General features: G+C 66.1%; 19 protein-coding genes. 5 read left to right on the forward strand and 14 right to left on the reverse strand.

Translation table 11 applies throughout. The features are described 5' to 3' along the window. The 4 genes from iolD to AC0J5K_RS21980 are packed head-to-tail and all read left to right on the forward strand — an operon-like array spanning position 1 to position 4,539. Positions 1 to 1,869 carry a 3D-(3,5/4)-trihydroxycyclohexane-1,2-dione acylhydrolase (decyclizing) gene (gene iolD / locus AC0J5K_RS21965; RefSeq protein ID WP_074837803.1) on the forward strand — a complete coding sequence of 623 codons (1,869 nt, stop codon included), beginning with the start codon at positions 1 to 3 and terminating at the stop codon, positions 1,867 to 1,869. Next, complete coding sequence (gene iolC / locus AC0J5K_RS21970; protein WP_283638755.1) at positions 1,869 to 2,849, forward strand: 5-dehydro-2-deoxygluconokinase; 981 nt, start codon at positions 1,869 to 1,871, stop codon at positions 2,847 to 2,849. Before iolD ends, iolC begins: the two co-directional genes overlap by 1 nt. Positions 2,850 to 2,860: 11 nt before the next feature. Further along, positions 2,861 to 3,703, forward strand: a complete 843-nt coding sequence (locus AC0J5K_RS21975) for a 5-deoxy-glucuronate isomerase (protein WP_074837807.1) — start codon at positions 2,861 to 2,863, stop codon at positions 3,701 to 3,703. Next, a complete protein-coding gene (locus tag AC0J5K_RS21980) occupies positions 3,700 to 4,539 on the forward strand; it encodes a class II fructose-bisphosphate aldolase (protein WP_274590847.1) in 840 nt (279 codons plus the stop codon). Before AC0J5K_RS21975 ends, AC0J5K_RS21980 begins: the two co-directional genes overlap by 4 nt. A gap of 56 nt (positions 4,540 to 4,595) precedes the next feature. On the opposite strand, the gene AC0J5K_RS21985 is transcribed toward AC0J5K_RS21980, so the two are convergent. Further along, positions 4,596 to 5,783: a phytanoyl-CoA dioxygenase family protein gene (locus AC0J5K_RS21985; RefSeq protein ID WP_283644526.1), complete on the reverse strand. Its 1,188-nt coding sequence runs from the start codon at positions 5,781 to 5,783 to the stop codon at positions 4,596 to 4,598. Between the two features lie 94 nt (positions 5,784 to 5,877). Here AC0J5K_RS21985 and AC0J5K_RS21990 point away from each other — a divergent pair, with 94 nt between their 5' ends. Then, complete coding sequence (locus AC0J5K_RS21990) at positions 5,878 to 6,912, forward strand: LacI family DNA-binding transcriptional regulator (protein WP_074837813.1); 1,035 nt, start codon at positions 5,878 to 5,880, stop codon at positions 6,910 to 6,912. Positions 6,913 to 6,918: 6 nt separating this feature from the next. Here AC0J5K_RS21990 and AC0J5K_RS21995 read toward each other — a convergent pair whose 3' ends face one another. The 13 genes from AC0J5K_RS21995 to AC0J5K_RS22055 all read right to left on the reverse strand — a co-directional run bounded on the left by AC0J5K_RS21995 (position 6,919) and on the right by AC0J5K_RS22055 (position 17,676). Beyond that, entirely contained in the window at positions 6,919 to 7,209 is a 291-nt protein-coding gene (locus AC0J5K_RS21995; protein ID WP_074837815.1) for a CcdB family protein, read from the reverse strand. After that, entirely contained in the window at positions 7,197 to 7,451 is a 255-nt protein-coding gene (locus tag AC0J5K_RS22000; protein WP_420398444.1) for a type II toxin-antitoxin system CcdA family antitoxin, read from the reverse strand. Before AC0J5K_RS22000 ends, AC0J5K_RS21995 begins: the two co-directional genes overlap by 13 nt. A 75-nt stretch (positions 7,452 to 7,526) precedes the next feature. After that, complete coding sequence (locus AC0J5K_RS22005; protein WP_074837819.1) at positions 7,527 to 8,225, reverse strand: aspartate/glutamate racemase family protein; 699 nt, start codon at positions 8,223 to 8,225, stop codon at positions 7,527 to 7,529. Between the two features lies 1 nt (position 8,226). Next, complete coding sequence (locus AC0J5K_RS22010; protein WP_274590850.1) at positions 8,227 to 9,528, reverse strand: TRAP transporter large permease; 1,302 nt, start codon at positions 9,526 to 9,528, stop codon at positions 8,227 to 8,229. Next, a complete protein-coding gene (locus AC0J5K_RS22015; RefSeq protein ID WP_048535828.1) occupies positions 9,525 to 10,082 on the reverse strand; it encodes a TRAP transporter small permease subunit in 558 nt (185 codons plus the stop codon). Before AC0J5K_RS22015 ends, AC0J5K_RS22010 begins: the two co-directional genes overlap by 4 nt. A 27-nt stretch (positions 10,083 to 10,109) precedes the next feature. Further along, positions 10,110 to 11,138 carry a TRAP transporter substrate-binding protein gene (locus AC0J5K_RS22020; protein WP_420398445.1) on the reverse strand — a complete coding sequence of 343 codons (1,029 nt, stop codon included), beginning with the start codon at positions 11,136 to 11,138 and terminating at the stop codon, positions 10,110 to 10,112. Positions 11,139 to 11,320: 182 nt separating this feature from the next. Then, a complete protein-coding gene (locus AC0J5K_RS22025) occupies positions 11,321 to 12,154 on the reverse strand; it encodes a MurR/RpiR family transcriptional regulator (protein ID WP_211568940.1) in 834 nt (277 codons plus the stop codon). 66 nt (positions 12,155 to 12,220) lie between these two features. Next, the gene (locus AC0J5K_RS22030; RefSeq protein WP_048535832.1) at positions 12,221 to 12,802 is read right to left on the reverse strand and encodes a DUF1190 domain-containing protein; all 582 of its coding nucleotides are present in this window, start codon (positions 12,800 to 12,802) and stop codon (positions 12,221 to 12,223) included. Positions 12,803 to 12,837: 35 nt separating this feature from the next. After that, positions 12,838 to 14,064, reverse strand: a complete 1,227-nt coding sequence (locus AC0J5K_RS22035; protein WP_283638759.1) for a glutathionylspermidine synthase family protein — start codon at positions 14,062 to 14,064, stop codon at positions 12,838 to 12,840. Between the two features lie 84 nt (positions 14,065 to 14,148). After that, entirely contained in the window at positions 14,149 to 15,141 is a 993-nt protein-coding gene (locus tag AC0J5K_RS22040) for a hypothetical protein (protein ID WP_420398446.1), read from the reverse strand. 117 nt (positions 15,142 to 15,258) lie between these two features. After that, a complete protein-coding gene (locus AC0J5K_RS22045; protein ID WP_074837831.1) occupies positions 15,259 to 15,948 on the reverse strand; it encodes an ABC transporter ATP-binding protein in 690 nt (229 codons plus the stop codon). Beyond that, entirely contained in the window at positions 15,945 to 16,700 is a 756-nt protein-coding gene (locus tag AC0J5K_RS22050) for an ABC transporter ATP-binding protein (RefSeq protein ID WP_074837833.1), read from the reverse strand. Before AC0J5K_RS22050 ends, AC0J5K_RS22045 begins: the two co-directional genes overlap by 4 nt. Beyond that, positions 16,693 to 17,676 carry a branched-chain amino acid ABC transporter permease gene (locus AC0J5K_RS22055; protein ID WP_048535841.1) on the reverse strand — a complete coding sequence of 328 codons (984 nt, stop codon included), beginning with the start codon at positions 17,674 to 17,676 and terminating at the stop codon, positions 16,693 to 16,695. Before AC0J5K_RS22055 ends, AC0J5K_RS22050 begins: the two co-directional genes overlap by 8 nt. Position 17,677: the final 1 nt, after the last annotated feature.

Consider the following 17,677-nt stretch of genomic DNA (forward strand, 5'->3'; position numbering starts at 1 on the left):
ATGAAAACGACAGACGGCACCGTTCGGCTGACCACGGCCCAGGCGATCATTCGCTGGCTGACCAATCAGTATATCGAGATCGACGGCCGGGAGCAGCGGCTCTGCGGCGGCGGATTTGGCATCTTCGGCCATGGCAATGTGACCTGTCTCGGCGAGGCGCTGAACCGGGTGCATGACGAACTGCCGCTCTATCGCGGTCAGAACGAGACCAGCATGGGCTTTGCCGCGGCCGGCTATGCCAAAGCCTGGCTGCGCCAGCGCTTCATGTTCTGCACCGCGTCCGCCGGGCCAGGCACCGCCAACCTGCTGACAGCCGCCGGGCTGGCCCATGCCAACCGCCTGCCGATGCTGATGCTCTGCGGCGATACCTTCATCACCCGGCTGCCCGATCCGGTGTTGCAGCAGATGGAGAACTACAACGACCCGACATTCGGCGTGAACGATGCCTTCAAGCCGGTCAGCCGCTACTGGGACAGAATCAGCCACCCGGCGCAGGTGATCCAATCGCTGCCCGCCGCCATCGCGACGATGCTCGACCCGGCCGATTGTGGCCCGGCCTTCCTCGGGCTGCCGCAGGACGTGCAGGGCTGGACCTATGATTATCCGGAAGCCTTCTTTGCCAGGAAGGTGCACCGCATCCGCCGCCAGTCACCGGATCAGGCCGAGATTGCCGATGCGGTGGCGGCGCTGAAGGCGGCCGAACGGCCGATGATCATCGCCGGCGGCGGGGTGCAATATTCCCGCGCGGTCCAGGAGCTGACCGGCTTTGCCGAGGCGCATCAGATCCCGGTGGTCGAAACCATTGCCGGCCGCGCCAACATGCTGGCGACGCATCCGCTGAACATCGGGCCCATCGGCGTGACCGGCTCGGAAAGCGCCAATGCGGTGGCGGAACGGGCCGATGTGATCCTGGCTGTCGGCACCAGGTTGCAGGATTTCACCACCGGCTCCTGGACCGCTTTCGACAAGGAGGCGAAAATCGTCGCCATCAACGCCGCGCGCCACGACGCCGGCAAACATATGTCGCTGCCGGTGGTGGGGGATGCGAAACTTTCGCTGACCGCGCTGAGCGACGCGCTGGACTATACCACGCCCGAGGATTGGCAGGGCTTTGCCCGGGAAGAGCGTGCCAAATGGGATGACTACGTCGCCGAGAACGTCAGACCCGGCAACCGGCCGAATTCCTATGCCCAGGCGATCGGCGTGGTGAACGAGCTTTGCGACCCGCGCGACCGTGTGGTCGCCGCCGCGGGCGGGCTGCCGGCCGAAGTCGCCGCCAACTGGCGCACGCTCGAGACCGGCACGGTGGATGTCGAGTTCGGCTTTTCCTGCATGGGTTACGAGATCGCCGGCGCCTGGGGGGCGCGCATCGCCCAGATGCAGCAGGCGCCCGAGCAGGACACCATCACCTTTTGCGGCGACGGCTCTTACATGATGCTGAATTCCGATCTCTATTCTTCGGTGCTCAGCCGCAAGAAACTGATCGTCCTGCTGCTGGACAACGGCGGTTTCGCCGTCATCAACAAGTTGCAGAACAACACCGGCAACGAAAGCTTCAATAACCTGCTGTCGGATTGCCCGACAATCCCCGAGCCGTTTGGCGTGGATTTCGTGGCGCACGCGGCCTCGATGGGGGCGATGGCAGAAAAGGTCGCCAATCCGGCCGAGCTTGGCGCGGCCTTCCAGCGCGCCAAGGCCTCCGACAAGAGCTATGTGATCGTGATGGATGTCGATGCCTACGACGGCTGGACCACCGAAGGTCATGCCTGGTGGGAGGTCGGCACGCCGCATGTCTCCGAGGATGCGAAGGTGCGTCAGGCGCATGAAGATTGGGAAGCCACCCGCGAACGCCAGCGGAGGGGGGTGTGATGACCGGCCTGATCGACGGCATCCGCAAGGGTAATTTCGCGGTCTTCGGCCGGGCGGGCATGGACATGTTCGCCGATCCGCCGGGCACCCGCGCCGACGAGGCCGAAACCTTCCGCGCCGATCTGGGCGGATCTTCGGCCAATATCTGCGCCGGGTTGTGCAAGCTCGGCATGCAATCGGCGCTGGTCACCTCGGTTTCTGACGATGCGGCCGGGCGGTTCTGTACCAAGCGGTTGCAGCATTACGGCGTCGATACGCAATACCTCAAGGTGCTGGGTGGCGAATACCGCATATCTCTGGCCGTCTACGAAAGCTGCATCGAGGATTTCCAACTGGTGATCTATCGCAACAACGCGGTGGATTTCCAGGTGACGGAAGCGGACGTCGACCGGGTCGACTACAGCCGTTTCGGCGCGCTGATCACCGCCGGCACGGTCTTTGCCGCCGAGCCGTCGCGCGGCTCGACCTTCCGCGCCTTCGAAAATGCCCGCAAAGCCGGGCTGCCGGTGATCTTCGACATCGATTACCGCCCCTACAGCTGGCCCTCGGCCGAGGTTGCCTCGGAGGTGCTGACCCGCGCCGGCGAGGAAAGCGACCTGATCGTCGGCAATGACGAGGAATTCGGCTTCATGGCCGGTGGCCTCGACAAGGGGCTGGCCAAGGCCCGCGAACTGGCCGCCAAGGACAAGCTGGTGATCTACAAGATGGGCCAGGCGGGCGCGATCACCTTTGCCGGTGGCGAGGAAATCCGCACCGGCATCTATCCGGTCACCGCCGTCAAACCCAATGGCGCCGGCGACAGCTTCATGGCCGGCCTGCTGGCCGCCATCGCCGAGGACCGCCCGCTGAAAGAGGCGGTGCTGCGCGGCTCGGCCTGCGCCTCAATCGTGGTCAGCCAGCCCGGCTGCGCCCCCGCCATGCCCACAACCGCCGCGCTCGATGCCTTTCTGGCAGAGCGCAATGGCCCCACTGACGTCTGAAAGGAATCGCCATGCATATCGCGCCGCATGACAACCAGAACAAACCCATTGTCGATGTCGATCACGACCTCGTGCCACTGAACTATTTTAACATCGTCAAGCTGAGGCGTGGCGAGACCTTCGAATATTCGGTGCCCGGCTACGAGACCTGTATCGTCCCCGCCACCGGCACCGTTGACGTCGATATCGATGGCGCGGGTTTTTCCGAGCTGGGCCATCGCGGCGAAGACGTCTGGGATGGCGATCCCGAAGGCGTCTATGTGCCGGTCGGGGCCAAGGTGCGCATGACCTGCATTTCCGATGCCACCGAAACCTTCATCGCCGGCGCCAAATACGACCGCGTGCTCGAGCCGTTCGACGTGCGGGTGCCCGATCTCGACCTTGTGCAATACGGCTCGGACGACACCAAGACACACCGCAAGATCAAGCATATCCTCGGCGCCAACCAACATGACAAGGTCGGCCGCCTGCTGGTGTCCGAGCTCTTTACCGTGGGCGCGGGCGGCTGGTCGGGCTTTCCCTCGCACAAGCATGACACCGACCGTCTGCCCGAGGAATCGCGGCATGACGAAACCTATAATTTCCGCTTCAAGCCGAACTACGGCTCGGGGCTTCAGATGCTGCAACGCGACGACAACGAGCCGGGCGACGCCTATCACATCATGGACCGCTCGACGATCCTGATCGACAATGGATATCATCCCTGCTGCGCGCTGCCGGGGTATCAGATGTATTATTTCACCATCCTCGGCGGGCTCTCGCAGCGTTCGCTCAAGCAGTATTTCCAGCCGACCCATGCCGAGCAGCTGCACACCATTCCGGGCATCATGGACATGGTGGCCAAGTTCAAATGACGCTGGTCACGCTTTCGGAGGTGCTGCAACCGGCGCTCCGGCAGGGCCATGCGGTGGCGGGCCTCGTCTGTCTCGGCTGGGAGGACATGCGCGCCTTTGTCGCCGCCGCCGAGGCCGAGCAGTGCCCGGTGATCCTGCAAGCCGGGCCGGGCTGTCGCGCGCATACGCCGCTGCCGGTGCTGGGCGCGATGTTCCGGCAACTGGCCGAGGCCGCCACAGTGCCAGTGGTGGCGCATCTCGATCATGGCTACACCGCCGAAGACTGCCGGATGGCGATCGACTGCGGCTTTACCTCGGTGATGTTCGACGGTTCGCGCAAGCCGCTGGCCCAGAACATCGCCGAAACCGCGGCCATTGCCGAAATGGCGCATGCGGCGGGCGTATCCTGCGAAGGCGAGATCGGCTTTGTCGGCTATGACGGCGGCGAGACCTCGGCCGGGACCGACCCGGCGGAGGCGGCCAAATTTGCCCGCGAGACCTCCGTCGATGCGATGGCGATCTCGGTCGGCAATGTGCATCTGCAACAGGACGCCGGCGCCGGGCTCGACGAGGCGCGCATCCGTGCCATCGAGGCGGTGACCGATGTGCCGCTGGTGATCCACGGCGGCTCGGGCGTGCCGATCACGCAGCGCCGGCGGTTGGCGCGGGGTTCGCAAATCTGCAAGTTCAACATCGGAACCGAGCTGCGCATGGCCTTTGGCGCGGCACTGCGCGCGGCGGTCGAGAAAGACCCGAACCGGTTCGACCGGGTGGAGATCCTGAAGGACACCCACGACCCGGTTGTTGCCGCCACCCGTCAGGTGCTGCGGGCGTTCAAGGCGGAATCACCGGGGTGACACGCGCCCAGGAGCAGGCGCGTGTCACCGAGCTCAGGCAGCCCGACCGCCGGGGTTCAGTGCGACCGCTTGCGGCCGTTCTGGTCCGCGATCTCGCGGCGCAGGCGCGCAACGGCCCAACCCTCGGCCAGCGCCTGGCGCAGTACGTCCTGCTGGCTCGGCGGGGCCATGCCCGACAGCGGCGAATCGATGTCGAGATTGGCCGGAAAGGGATAGCCCTCGGCAGTGGCCGCCACCACGGTGTCGGCCTCGCGCGCGGTCAAGGTGCCGGCGGCAAGCAAGGCCTTGAGGTCGTCATAGACCGCCAGGGTGATGCGGCTGCGGTCGACGATCTCGATCGAACGGCCATAGGCCGAGCCCACCTGCATCAGATTGGCAAAGCGATGGATATCGGCGGTCTTGTTGTCGCCCGCAGCATGGAAGGTCGCCGGGTTGAAGAACAGCATGTCTCCCTTCGCCAGCGGCAGCTGCACATGCGCCTCCTCGAAGAACGCGCGGAACTGCGGCAGCAGCACCGCGATATAGCCGGGCAGGTAGCTCTGCGAATAGGGCAGAAGCTTGGTCGGCCCGCTCTCGATCGGCATGTCGCTGTGCGCCACAGCGCCCTGCAAGGTCAGCGCCGCCGACAGCGCATGTTGCGAGGCCGGAGTGCGCTTGAGCGTTTCGACGTCCTGAAACCCCATGTGATAGTCGCGGTGCGCGGTCTGCGCCTTGCCGCCGGGGCGGACGACATTGGCCTGAAAGGTGATCTGATAGCCCGTTCCGAGCCAGCTTTCGCTGACCGCGCGGGTCAGTTCGTTGGCATTGTAGCGGGCAAAGAGCGCCGGCGCCTTCATGCAGAGCTTTTCATGCGCGTTCCAGACCCGGCTGTTGGCGCCGGCGGTGGCGAAATGGTCGCCTTTTCCGGTACTTCCGGCCTCTTCCTCGGCGATGATCGCATTCAGCTCTTCGGTAACGGCGTCGACGAGCCCGGTGTCGGCATACCCCTTGCGAATGGCGATGATGCCGGGACCGGAGAGAAAAGCCCGGTTCCATTCCGCCATCACCAGCCGCGCCTGCGCCGGCTCGGCCATCGCCTGCCGCATGGCATCGCCGTCATAAACCGGGATGTTGCTCGCGATTTCGGTGGCATGGGGGTAGTCTTCAGCCGGGGTCCGCTGCGCCGTGTGGCGCTTGAAGGCCTCGAGGTCGCAATCGCGGTCATCAAGCCATACCGTGGGCCGGCCGGTCTGTTGGTCGAGCATCTGTTGTCCTCCCGTGGTTGCACGTCCGACATCGAGACTAGGCAGCCAGTCGCACCCGGTCGCCGGGCAAATCCATCAAAAATACATCAGGCCCATGTCACACCGCTTCTCGATCAAGGAAATCGCGCATCAGGCCGGGCTCAGCACGGCCACCATCGACCGGGTGATCAACCGCCGCCCCGGGGTGCGTCGCCAGACCGCCAACCGCGTGCATGCCGCCATCCGCGAGCTCGAGGCGCAGGAGGCGCAATTGGCGATGTCGGGGCGCAAGCTGATGATCGATCTGTTGGTCGAGGCGCCGCAGGCCTTTCTCGACGCATTGCAGAGCGCGCTGCGCCAGGAGCTTCCCCTGATCCAGACCGCGATCTTTCGCGCCCGCAGCGATCTGCGCGCGCGATTCCCGACCGAGGCGCTTGTCGCCGGGCTGGAGCGGGCAGGCCGGCTGAAAAGCGATGGCGTCATCCTCATGGCCCCGGATACCGCGCCGATCCGCGCGGCGGTGGCGCGGCTGGCCGCAAGCGCAGTGCCGGTGGTGACCCTCGCCACCGACATGCCCGGCTCCGCGCGCGCCGGCTATGCCGGGCTCGACAACCGGCTGACCGGCGAAACCGCGGCCTGGCTGATGTGCCGGCTGATCGCCGGGCAGACGGCGCCGCATATCCTGGTCACCCAGCGCAACGATGCCTTTCGCGGCGAGGCCGAGCGCGCCGAGGGCTTCCGTGCCGCCATGGCCCGCGACCGGCCCGATGCGGCGATCACCCTGCTGGTGCAGGGCAAGGCGGGGGCGGATTTCGCCACGCAGGTCGCCGAGCGCTCACACCAGAGCCCGCCCGCCGGGCTTTATTCGATCGGCGGCAGCAATCGGGCGCTGGTGCAGGCCTTTGCCCGGCACGGGCTGCCGCGACCGGCGATGATCGGCCATGATCTCGACCCGGAAAACCGCGCGCTTCTGGCGGATGAGGCGCTGGATGCGGTGCTTTATCACGAGCTGACCGACGACATCCGCCACGCCTTGCAGGTCTTTCTGTCGGTGCACAGCCAAGGTGCGGTGCCGATGCCGGAAAACGGCACGCCGCTGCGGGTCATGTTGCCGCCGATGATGGCCGGGCCGGCGCGATCCGAAGCCTGAGCCCGGTTACACGCCGCTCATCAGCACATCGATGGCCCGCGTGATGGCATCGCCCTGATCGGCGACCTGCCCCCGGCGGCGCAGATCGGCGCGGCGCACCGCAGCAATCAGCCGAGTGGCCAGCACAAGCGCGCGACCGTCAAATCGGATCTCGGGATTGAGATGCCGGACCGCAGGGTACTCGGGCAGCAGCGGGATCACCACGACGGCAGGATCGGGCGGCAGAAGATCGCTTTCCACCACCACCATCAGAACGCCGCTGTATTCTGCGATGTCGAAGCGGCTCAGCGGCTCCATGTCGCCCCGCCGGGCGCAGCGATGATCTCGGCCAGCGGATGGCCATGGCGTTCGTGCCAATCCGCCTGTGCCACAAAGGCCTCGGCATTGTCCTTCAGCCAGTGCCGGTGCCGGGCCTCGGCCACGGCATGGCGCAGCGCCTGATCGGCCACCGCCGAGACATTGATGCCAAGCTCTCGGGCATCGGCCAGCGCCGCGGCATCAAGCGTGAGAGAGGTCTTGCGTCGGGGGGCAGGGGTCATGAATAGGGCTCCGCAAATATACCGCTAATGTATACCGCGCCGGCATCCGCTTCAAGCCCTGTGGCAAGGCGCGGCCTATTGGCCGGTCCTCAGCCGCGCCGCCACCTCGGCCATGGTCAGGGCTGCCTCGATACTGTCGATCACCGGGATGCCATGCCGGGCAGACAGGGCTCTGGCGCGGCCGGTCAGCCCGCCGGAGCCGAGGATGATTGCCCCGGCGCCGTCGAAGTTGCGGGCGTCCTGGATCGTCGCGTCGAGCTTGCGGGAAATCTCCGCCCCGCCCGCCGCCGCCGAGGCGACGCCGATCCCGGCGGCGCGCACCGTGCAGATATCGCCGGCGCCCAGGGCCGCCACCAGCGCGCGGATCCCCGGCACCATGGTGTCGACCGTGGTGACGATGGCGATGCGCGGCGCGAACAGCCGGGCCACGGAAATTGCCGCCTCGGCCGCGCAGACGATCGGCGCCTCCAGAAACCGCCGCCCGCCGCTGACCGCGATATCGTCGAAACAGGCCATGACATAGGCGTCATAGCCGGGATGCCGCGACAAGAGGTCGATGGCCAGGGGTTCGGCCACCGCCCGGTCGGCCCGGGTCTCGATCGAGCGCGGGCTGCCTTCGGGGTGCAAGACCCGGGCCGATGTGGCCCGGTCGAGCACCCCGGTGGCGGCATCGGAGACAAGGCGCGTGACCTCGGGATTGCCGTTGGGGTTGACGACGAGGATGCGGCGCAGAGCGGTCTGCTCTGTGGCGCGGGGTGAAACTGCGGTGTCCATCTCAGCGCCCCGCAGCCATATCGGGCAGGAAGAGCGCGATCTGCGGCACCGCCACCAGCAGCGCGGCAAAGACGATCATGATGATCACGAAGGGCGTCGCGCCGCGGATCACGTCGTTGAAATCGCCGCCGCCCTTGCGCACGCCCTGGACCACAAAGAGGTTCATGCCGACAGGGGGCGTGATCAGACCGATCTCGCACATCACCACCACGAAGACCCCGAACCACACCGGATCGACCCCGAGAGCGGTAACCATCGGCACCGCGATCGGCACGGTCAGCACCAGCATCGACATGGCGTCCATGAACATGCCGAGGATGACGTAGAACACCACCAAGAGCAGCAGAAGCGTGGTCTGCGACAGGCCCAGCCCGGTCACCCAGCGGGTCACCGCCTGGGTGCCGCCGGTCATCGACAGGGTCACGTTCAGCAGCAGCGCGCAGACGATCACCAGGATCACCATGCCCGAGGTGCGGGCCGACTGGATGAAACAATTCTCCAAGAGTTCCCAGCTCAGCCGGCCGCCTTTCCAGACGAAGTAGAAGGCCGCGATCACGCCGAGCGCGGCGCTTTCGGTGGGTGTCGCAAGCCCGCCGTAGATCGAGCCCATGACGATGCCAAAGATCACCGCCGGCGGCACGAGATGGCGCAGGAGGCGGCGTTTCTCCTCTTTCGAGACCTGCGGCGCGGCGGAATTGCGGCCCGCATCCGGATAGCTGAAGGCGACATAGGCCGAGAACAGCAGGGTCAGCAGCACGCCGGGCAGGATGCCGGCAATGAAAAGCTGCCCGACCGAGACATTGGCCAGCGAGCCATAGACCAGCAGGTTGACCGACGGCGGGATCAGAATGCCGAGCGTGCCGCCGGCGGCCAATGTGCCAAGCGCCGGGCGTACCGGATAATCGCGTTCGCCAAGCGCCGGCAGGGCGATGGTGCCGACCGTCGCGGCGGTGGCGACCGAAGAGCCCGAGGTCGCCGAAAACAGCGCGCAGGTGCCGATATTGGTGTGCAGCAGACCGCCGGGCAGGCGCCCGAGCCAGACCGCCAGCGTCTCGAACATGCGGTCGGCGATGCCCCCGCGCAGCAACAGCTCGCCCAACAGCATGAACAGCGGGATCGCGGTCATCACCGGGTTGTTGAGCGTGCCCCAGACAACGCCGCCCATGGTTTCGACCAGCGGCATGCCATAGGCCATATAGCCGCCGACACCGCCCACGGTCAGGATCGACACCGCCACCGGCATCGACAGGAACATCAACAGCAACATGACCATGAAGCCGGTGAAAATGACGGTAATGCTCATGCCCGTGCCTCCAGATCGGAAAGTTCGGCTTCCAGTTCGTCCTCGACGGTTTCCGGCGCGAAATCTCGGGTCAGCGCCGCGCCATTGCCGCGCCCGGCCAGCGCCAGGGCGCGCAGGGCCAGCAGGATGGTCGCGAGAGTGAAGACCCCCATGCCGATCATCCAGAACATCTGCGGCCAGATCAGCGGCGTCATCCAGGGCGTCTGCGCCACCGAGCCGAACATCTGGGTTTCCTGCACCGTGCGGACGGTAAAGACCGCCAGAAAGATCGCCAGCGCCGCAAGCGACACCGCCGACAGAAGGTTCAGAACCGCCTGCGCCCGTTCCGGCATCCGCATGTGCAGCAGGTTGATCCGGATATGGCTACGCTCGACCGCCGTTACGGCAAAGCAGAGGGGAGCCCCGATGGCGATGGCATAGCCCGAAAGCTCGTCCACCCCGGCCAGCGAATGATTGAGAAGTTTGCGCAACACGGTCTCGGCCGCGATGACGACGCAGAGCGCCGTCATCATCAGACCGAAGACAATCGCACATATTCGCGAATAGGTCTTCATCGGTAAATCCCTCCCTCTGACGTTGCCTTACAGGCCCAGCTTGGCGCCGACCGAAGCCATCCAGTCAGCCTCGCAGCTTTCGTTCACGGCATTGCATTGCTTGGTCCAGGCCGGCAGCGACGAGCCGACCAGCGCATCCGAGACGGCCTTGAGATCGGCGTCGGACACCGGCACGCTTTTCAGCGAATACTCGGTGCCATGTTCGCAGGGGGCCTGCCCGGTGTTGCAGTTCATCGCATCGACATAAAGCTCTTCGGAATAGGCCCAGACGTCGCTTACCAGCGTGTCGATGGCGCCTTGCAGCTTGTCCTGCTGTTCGCCGTCCAGCGCGTTCCAGCTGTCGAGGTTGATGGCATATCCGTTCACCGCCAGTTGCAGCGCGATCGGCAGCACGGTGGTGGTGACCTCGGGCCAGCCGGCGGAATTGGCCGAAGACGGCCCGGTGATCGCGCAATCGACAACCCCGCGCGCCAGCGACTGCTGGACCTCGCCAAAGGGCAGCGGGATGCCGGTGGCGCCGAACTGGCCGACAAAGGCGGCGGCGGATTGATCGCCGACCCGCACCTTCAGACCTTCGAGATCGGCAAGGCCGCCGATTTCCGGCTTGCAGAAGATCACCTGCGGGCCGGCCGGCCAGACACCCAGCAGCTTGGAATTGAAGCGCTGCTGAACCGCGGCGTCCACCACCGGCAGGAAGGCCTCGGTATGCGCCTTGCCGCTGGCGTAATCCGGGTTCTGGCCAACGAGATCGAGGCCCAGCATGGTGGGTTCGTCGCGGCTGACCTGCGGGCCACGGTAGGAAACGATGTCGAACAGACCGGTGCGGATCACCCGCATGCCGTCATTGTCGGGAATGCCGGCGACATCGACCGGCAGATATTCCACCGTGGCATCGATGCCCGAGGTTTCGGCGAAATTCTCGAAGAAGGGCTGTTCCTTCTGTTGCTGGATCAGGCCGGATCCGACCGGCTGGCCCAGAACGCGCAGCGAGACGGGCTCGGCTGCGGCGGCCTGGGCGAGACAGATCAGGGCGGTGGTGGCAAAGAGTGAACGCATGGCAATGTCCTTTCACGTGGGCATGAGTCGCGGTGTCGTTACACTGTCATGAAAACTCATTTTCATCATTTCACAAAGAACTTTTCGCGAAAGAAACGTTATTTTCTTCATTCGGGGCCGCAACGCGCGGAATTCGGGCAATTTCCCGGGCCCGGGCCCAGGCGGAAAAACCGCCCTCGGGCTCAGAGTTCGCGCAACAGGTCGTTGTAGTTTTCGATCGATTGCAACCTTTGGCGGCCCGAATCAGCGGCCAGCTCGATGGTCCTGTTGGTGATCAGATTGATCAGCGCCATGACGCTCACATGGCTGAACAGCGGCCCCGACGACCGGGTTGCGCAGCGGAAATGCCAGCCTGCGCCGCGGTTGGCCGCCACCCCTTCGTCGGTGATCAGCGCGATCTCGGCCCCGGTCGCGGCAATCGCCGCAAGCAGTTCGTCGAACCCGGCGATCCGGCGGCGCAGCCCGAACAGGACCACCACATCGCGCTCGGTCATCCGCGCCACATGTTCGCCCATGGTCTGGCCACCGCCGGGCACCGGAACTGCATCGTCAATCGCCTGAAGCAACTGCCATTGCAGGTATGTCGCCAGGGAATTCGAGGCGCGATAGCCCACACACCAGACCTTGCGCGCAGCCAGCAGCGCCTCGGCCAGACGGTCGATATCATCGCGCGAGACATCGCCGATGGTGTCGCGCAGATTGCGGATATCGCTGTCCAGATAGCTCTCGGGATCGGCCATATCGGCCTGGCCGGCATGTTGCAGATAAAGCCGCGATCCGCTGCTGGCCTCGTCGCGGGCGTCGCGCCGGGCATCTTCGTAGGATTTGTAGCCCAGCCGCCGGACAAAGCGCGTCACCGTCGCGTTCGACACCCCGGCCAGCGCCGCCAGCTCCGAGGCCGAGTAGCTGGCCAGTTCACCGGGGAAATCGCAGACCAGCTCGCCCAGCCGACGCTCCGCCGGGTGCAACTCGGGAAGTTTGCGGCGCACACGGGCAAGAAAGGACTGGTCGGGCATCGCGGCCTCCATGAAAACACATTTTCATGGATACGGGCTGCGGCGCCGTTTGCCAAGCCTTCTGTGTCAGCCGCCAAAGCCGGTGCGGCCGGCGCCCGCCTTGCCGAAGCCGCCGCGTGAGGTGGCGGTGGCGCGGGTCATCGGCGTCTTGCCGACGGTCGAGGCCGGGCGGGTGAACTGCGATGTGTTCAGCTTCGCCGCGCCCTTGTTGGTGGAAAAGGTGCTCGACCGGGCGGCATTGGTAAAGCGGCCATCGGAGGTCTTGTAAAGCGGCTGCGACGCCGCCATGCCGGAGCGGCCGCCCAGCATGTTGCCGATCAGATAGCCCGCCAGCAACGGCATGAAGATGCTGCCGGATCCGCCCTGCGTCGCCGCAGCCTCGGAGCCGCAGGCGCCCTCGCCGTGCTGCTCTTCGCAGACCGCAAGACTGTCGTAACGCGGCGCGGCCTCCACGTGCAGGGCCTCGGCCTCGGCAAAGGCGGTTTCGCACTGCTGCGCGGTGAACGCGCTGTTCAGCCCGGCTGCGTCGCGACAGCTTTGCAGATCGGGAAAGGCGGCGGCATCGACCTTTTCCTCTTCGCAGCCGGCCAGCGTAAAGGCGGCCGCGCCGACAATCGCAATGGCAACCCGTTTCGAACGTTTGGTCATGACAATCAGCTTTCTGCCAGGAGGCGGTTGGTGGTTCAGGCCTTGATATAATGCGGTTTGAACCGCGACAAATCCTGGGTGATGCGCGAACGGTCCTCGCGCAGCCCGATGCCGGCGCAGCTCTGGCCTATGATCCAGGCGCCGATCACCGGGCGGAAGCCATCGAACTCCGGCAGCGGCGCATAGGCCTGAAGGATACGGGGGTGTTCGGCATAGTCGGTGTTCTGCGACTGTTCGGTGACGGCGCCGGCCTCGACGATCGCCACCGAGGCGCCTTCGCGCGACAGGATCGGCTTGCTGACATGCCCCGCCGCCAGCTGTGCCTCGGCCCGGCCAAAGGCTTCGGCGACATCGGCGGGCGCGGCGCCACGCCCGGCCAGGGCCCCGGCGACATCGGTCTCGAAAAACGCCGGCAACAGGTTCGGATGACCTTCGAACATCTGCCAGAGAACGGGCAGCAGCCCCTTGTTCGACAACAGCGCCTTCCAGGCGGGCTCCAGAAACAGGCAGCCGGAGCCGGCGATCTGCTTGGCATAATCGTCGCGCAGCAGGTCTTCCCAGGGGTAGAGCTTGAACAGTACCGCGATCCGCCGGTTCTGATCGTCGAGAAACTGGCCGTCGTCGCTCAGCGCGATCTTGTCGAGGTCACAATAATGCGCGCCCATCCCGGCCTCCCGCGCGGCCCAGCCCATGGCCTCGACCGTGCCGTAATCTTCCGGGTTGCCGGCGACGGCGGTAAAATGCAGATCGCTGTCCGGCGCGAAGACCTCGGCAAACCGCGCGACAAGCGCCTCGTGGATGCCATTGAACTGGTCGCTGCCCTCGGCCAGCACACCGGCCGCAAGCTGATCTTCGAGCCATTGCCACTGAAAGGCCGCGCTCTCATACAGCGAGGTCGGCGTATCGGCGTTGTATTCCAAGAGCTTGGCCGGCCCGGTGCCGTCATAGGCGAAATCGAACCGGCCATAGATCTCGGGGTCGCCGTTGCGCCAGCTCTCGGCCACCAGATCGCGATGCGCCTCGGGGATCGCCAGCCGCTCCATCAGCGCCTCGCTGCCGATAATCTCCGCCACGGCCTCGCGGCACATGGCATGCAGTTCGGTGGCCGGATCTTCGAGATCGGTCTCGATCTGATCGAGCGAAAAGGCATAGGCCGAGGTTTCGTCCCAATAGGGCTCGCCGTGCATGTCGGCAAAGCTGAAGCCGACCTCTTCGGCATGCGCCCGCCAATGCGGCCGTTCGGGCAGGGTGATCTTTTGCATGTGACGGCTCTCCGGTGGTCCGGGCCGGTGTAGACGGTTTTGCGGCGGGCAACCAGAGGCTCCCGCCGCCGATCCGCGCGATAGTCAGACCGATGGGCTCAGGGGGAAGGCGCTGATTTCATACTGCGTGCGCCAGATCTCGCCCGCCCGCAGCGCAACACCCGCCGCCCGGTCCGCAACACTGTCGTCGAACGGCGCGATGCCCCGGTCGAACAGGCTCGAGACCGGCTCGACCCCTAGCCCGGTGAATTGACCCAGCCCCGGGATCTCGCCCCCGGGATTGGCCAGCCAGAGCAGGCAGTGCGGCAGATCCTCGGGCGCCCAGGTCAATCTGACACCCGCCGCTTCCTCGGCATAGCGCAGGGCGACCTCGCCCTCGCAGTCCCAGATCTGCACCAGCGCCTCGCGCTGCCGGGGAAACTCCGCCGGAAAGCGAAATTCCGTCCCGTCGAGACAGGCGACCGGGCCGCCCTTCGTGACCTGCGCGCCGGGCACGGGAGTCAGCGTCGGCGGCGCCAGCGCCTTTGGCAGGGTGGTCGCCTGCTGCCCGCCGGTCCAGTCCAGCGTCACGCCGGCGCCGCCTTCAGGCAGGCGAAAGATCGGGTGCAGGCCCAGCGGCAGGCAACAGTCGCTCGCGGCGGTGATCTCCAGCCCGAAGGTCACGCTGGGGCTGTCCGGGCTCAGCCGGACGCTGCGCGCCACCTGCGCGATATCATGCCCCGCCGGATAATCGATCGACAGCCGCGCGCTGCCGCCGTCGGCCGCGTCCAACCGCCAGACCGCATTGCTGCAAAATCCGTGGTGCTGCGGATCGGCGGGCGAGGTGCCAAAGGGCACACACGGCCATTCGCCGCCCAGCTCGGCCAGGTGCGGCGACAGGTCGGGGCTGTCCTCGGGCCGGGCTCGCCCGCTCCATTCCGCTTCGGCCAGCGGCGCGAACTTGCGGCCGTCGGGCAGGGTGAACGTCAGATCGTGAAGGATGGCGCCCAGCGGGCTGACCGCCGCGCTGCAATGCGCGGTTTTCAGCGGCGTCCAGCCGTCGCGCGGGGTGGACGGATGCGGGGGGATGTCAGGCATGAGAACGCTCCGGGTTGGCGACTGCCCGGCCGGGAATGGCGTGCGGGCGCAGATGGTTGCGCTATCAGTGGCATTTCGCACGGGGTTTTCCAATCGGATATCTCGTGCCTGCGGCCGTCACACCCCGAGATAGCGTTCGGTCGTCTGCGCATCGAGATCGGCAAAGTCGCCCTGCCAGACGCTGCGCCCCTTTTCCACGATCACCGCCGCATCGGCCACGCCGCCCAGCTCGCGGATCGATTTGTCGATCAGCAGGATCGCCAGCCCGGTCTCCGCCTTGAGCCGGGCGATGGCGGCCCAGATCTCCTGCCGCACCACCGGGGCCAGCCCCTCGGTCGCCTCGTCGAGGATCAGCAGGCGCGGGTTGGTCATCAGCGCGCGGCCGATCGCCAGCATCTGCTGCTCGCCGCCCGAGAGCGAGGCCGCGGTCTGATCGCGGCGCTCGGCCAGCCGCGGGAACAGCGCGGCGACGGCGGCGAAATCCCAGGCGCCGGGCCGCGCGGCGGCCAGCAGGTTTTCCGCAACCGTGAGCGTGGCGAAACAGCGCCGCCCCTCCGGCACCAGCCCGATGCCCAGTTGCGCCACCCGATGCGGCGGCAGCCCGCCGATATCCTGCCCGGCAAACCGCGCTTCGCCGTCGCGGGCGCGCAACAGGCGGCAGATCACCTTGACCGTGGTCGACTTGCCCATGCCATTGCGCCCCATCAGCGCCAGCACCTGGCCTTCTTCCAGCGACAGGTTCATATCGAACAGCGCCTGGCTGGCGCCGTAGAAAGCCGAGATCCGCGACAGCTGCAACAGGCTCATGCCTCGTCCTCCTCGCCCAGATAGGCGCGGCGCACCTCGGCGTCGCTGCGAATCTCGGCGACGCTGCCGGTGGCGATGATCTGGCCATAGACCAGCACGCTGATCCGGTCGGCCAGGGCAAAGACCGCATCCATGTCATGTTCGACCAGCAGGATCGGCGCGCGGCGACGCAGCCGGTCGAGAATGCCGGTCAGACGCTGCGATCCCTCGCTGCCGAGCCCCGCCATCGGTTCGTCCATCAGAAAAATGCGCGGCGCGAGGGTCAGCGCCACCGCCACCTCGAGCTGGCGGCGCTGGCCATGCGACAGCTCGGAGGTGCGCATGGCTTCGAACTCGGCCAAGCCAACCTCGTCAAGCGCGGCGCGGGCGCGGGCCAACAGCGCTGCATCCCGCATCACCGGACGAAAGAAGCGAAACACGCCGCCGCGCGCGCCAAGCGCGCCGAGTACCGCGTTTTGCAGAACGGTGTAGTCCATCGCCAGGGCCGAGATCTGAAAGGTGCGCCCCATGCCGAGCTGCGCCCGGGCGGCGGTCGAGAGCGCGGTGACATCCCGGCCGTCGAACAGTACCCGGCCGCTGTCGGGCGCCAGCCCGCCTGCGATCTGCTGGATCAGCGTCGATTTGCCGGCACCGTTCGGCCCGATCAGCGCGTGGATTTCCCCTGGCCGCAGGTCGAGCGAGATGTCGTCGCTTGCGGCCAGCGCACCAAACCGCTTGGTGACGCCGCGAATGTCGAGGATCGGCTCAGTCATGGGCCACCTCGCGCCCCGCGATCAGCCCGTAAAGCCCGCCGCGCGCAAACAGCACCACCCCCAGCAGGATGGCACCCAGGTAGATGTGCCAATAGGCGCTCAGCCCGCCCAGCAGATGTTCGAGCAGGATGAACAGAACCGCGCCGGCAACCGGGCCAAAGATCCGTCCGACGCCGCCAAGGATGACAAAGACCATGATCTCGCCCGAGGTCTGCCAGGAAAACATCACCGGGCTGACGAAGCGATTGAGATCGGCAAAGAGCGCCCCGGCCAGCCCGGTGATCGCGCCCGAGATCACGAAGGCCACGAGATAGAGCCGGTAAGGCGTCTGGCCCACCGCCTGCACCCGCGCCTCGTTCTGCCGTGCCGCGCCAAGCGCCAGCCCGAAGGCCGAGCGCGCCGCAAGGCTGACCAGCAGCAACACGATCAGCAGAAGAGCAAAACACAGGGCAAAGAATTGCAGCGGGTCCATCGTGTTGAGGCCCGGGAAACCGTTGCGCACATAGATCGAGAGCCCGTCCTCGCCGCCATAGGCCGCCCAGGAGATGGCGAAGTAATAGAGCATCTGGGCAAAGGCCAGGGTGATCATGATGAAATAGACGCCGCTGGTGCGCAGGCTGAGCGCGCCGATCGCCAGGGCCAGGAGCGAGGACAGGAGGATGCTGACCAGCCAGATCACCGGCATCGACTTGGTGCCCTGGATCAGCAGCGGCGCCTCGAACAGCGGCGTGTAGGTCTGGGCGTGATAGGCCAGCACCCCCATGACATAGCCGCCCAGCCCAAAAAACGCCGCATGGCCAAAGCTCACCAGCCCGCCAAAGCCCAGCGCAAAATTCAGCCCGACACCGGCAATGGCAAAGATCACCGCGCGGGTGGTGAGCGTGATCAGGAAGGGTTCGTCGCTGGCCTGCGCCCAGAGTGCCACCCCGAGGATCAGCGCCAGGAGCGCCAGGTTGAACACCATTTCGCGTTTCATA

The sequence above is a fragment of the Marinovum sp. E3 genome, assembly GCF_055755275.1.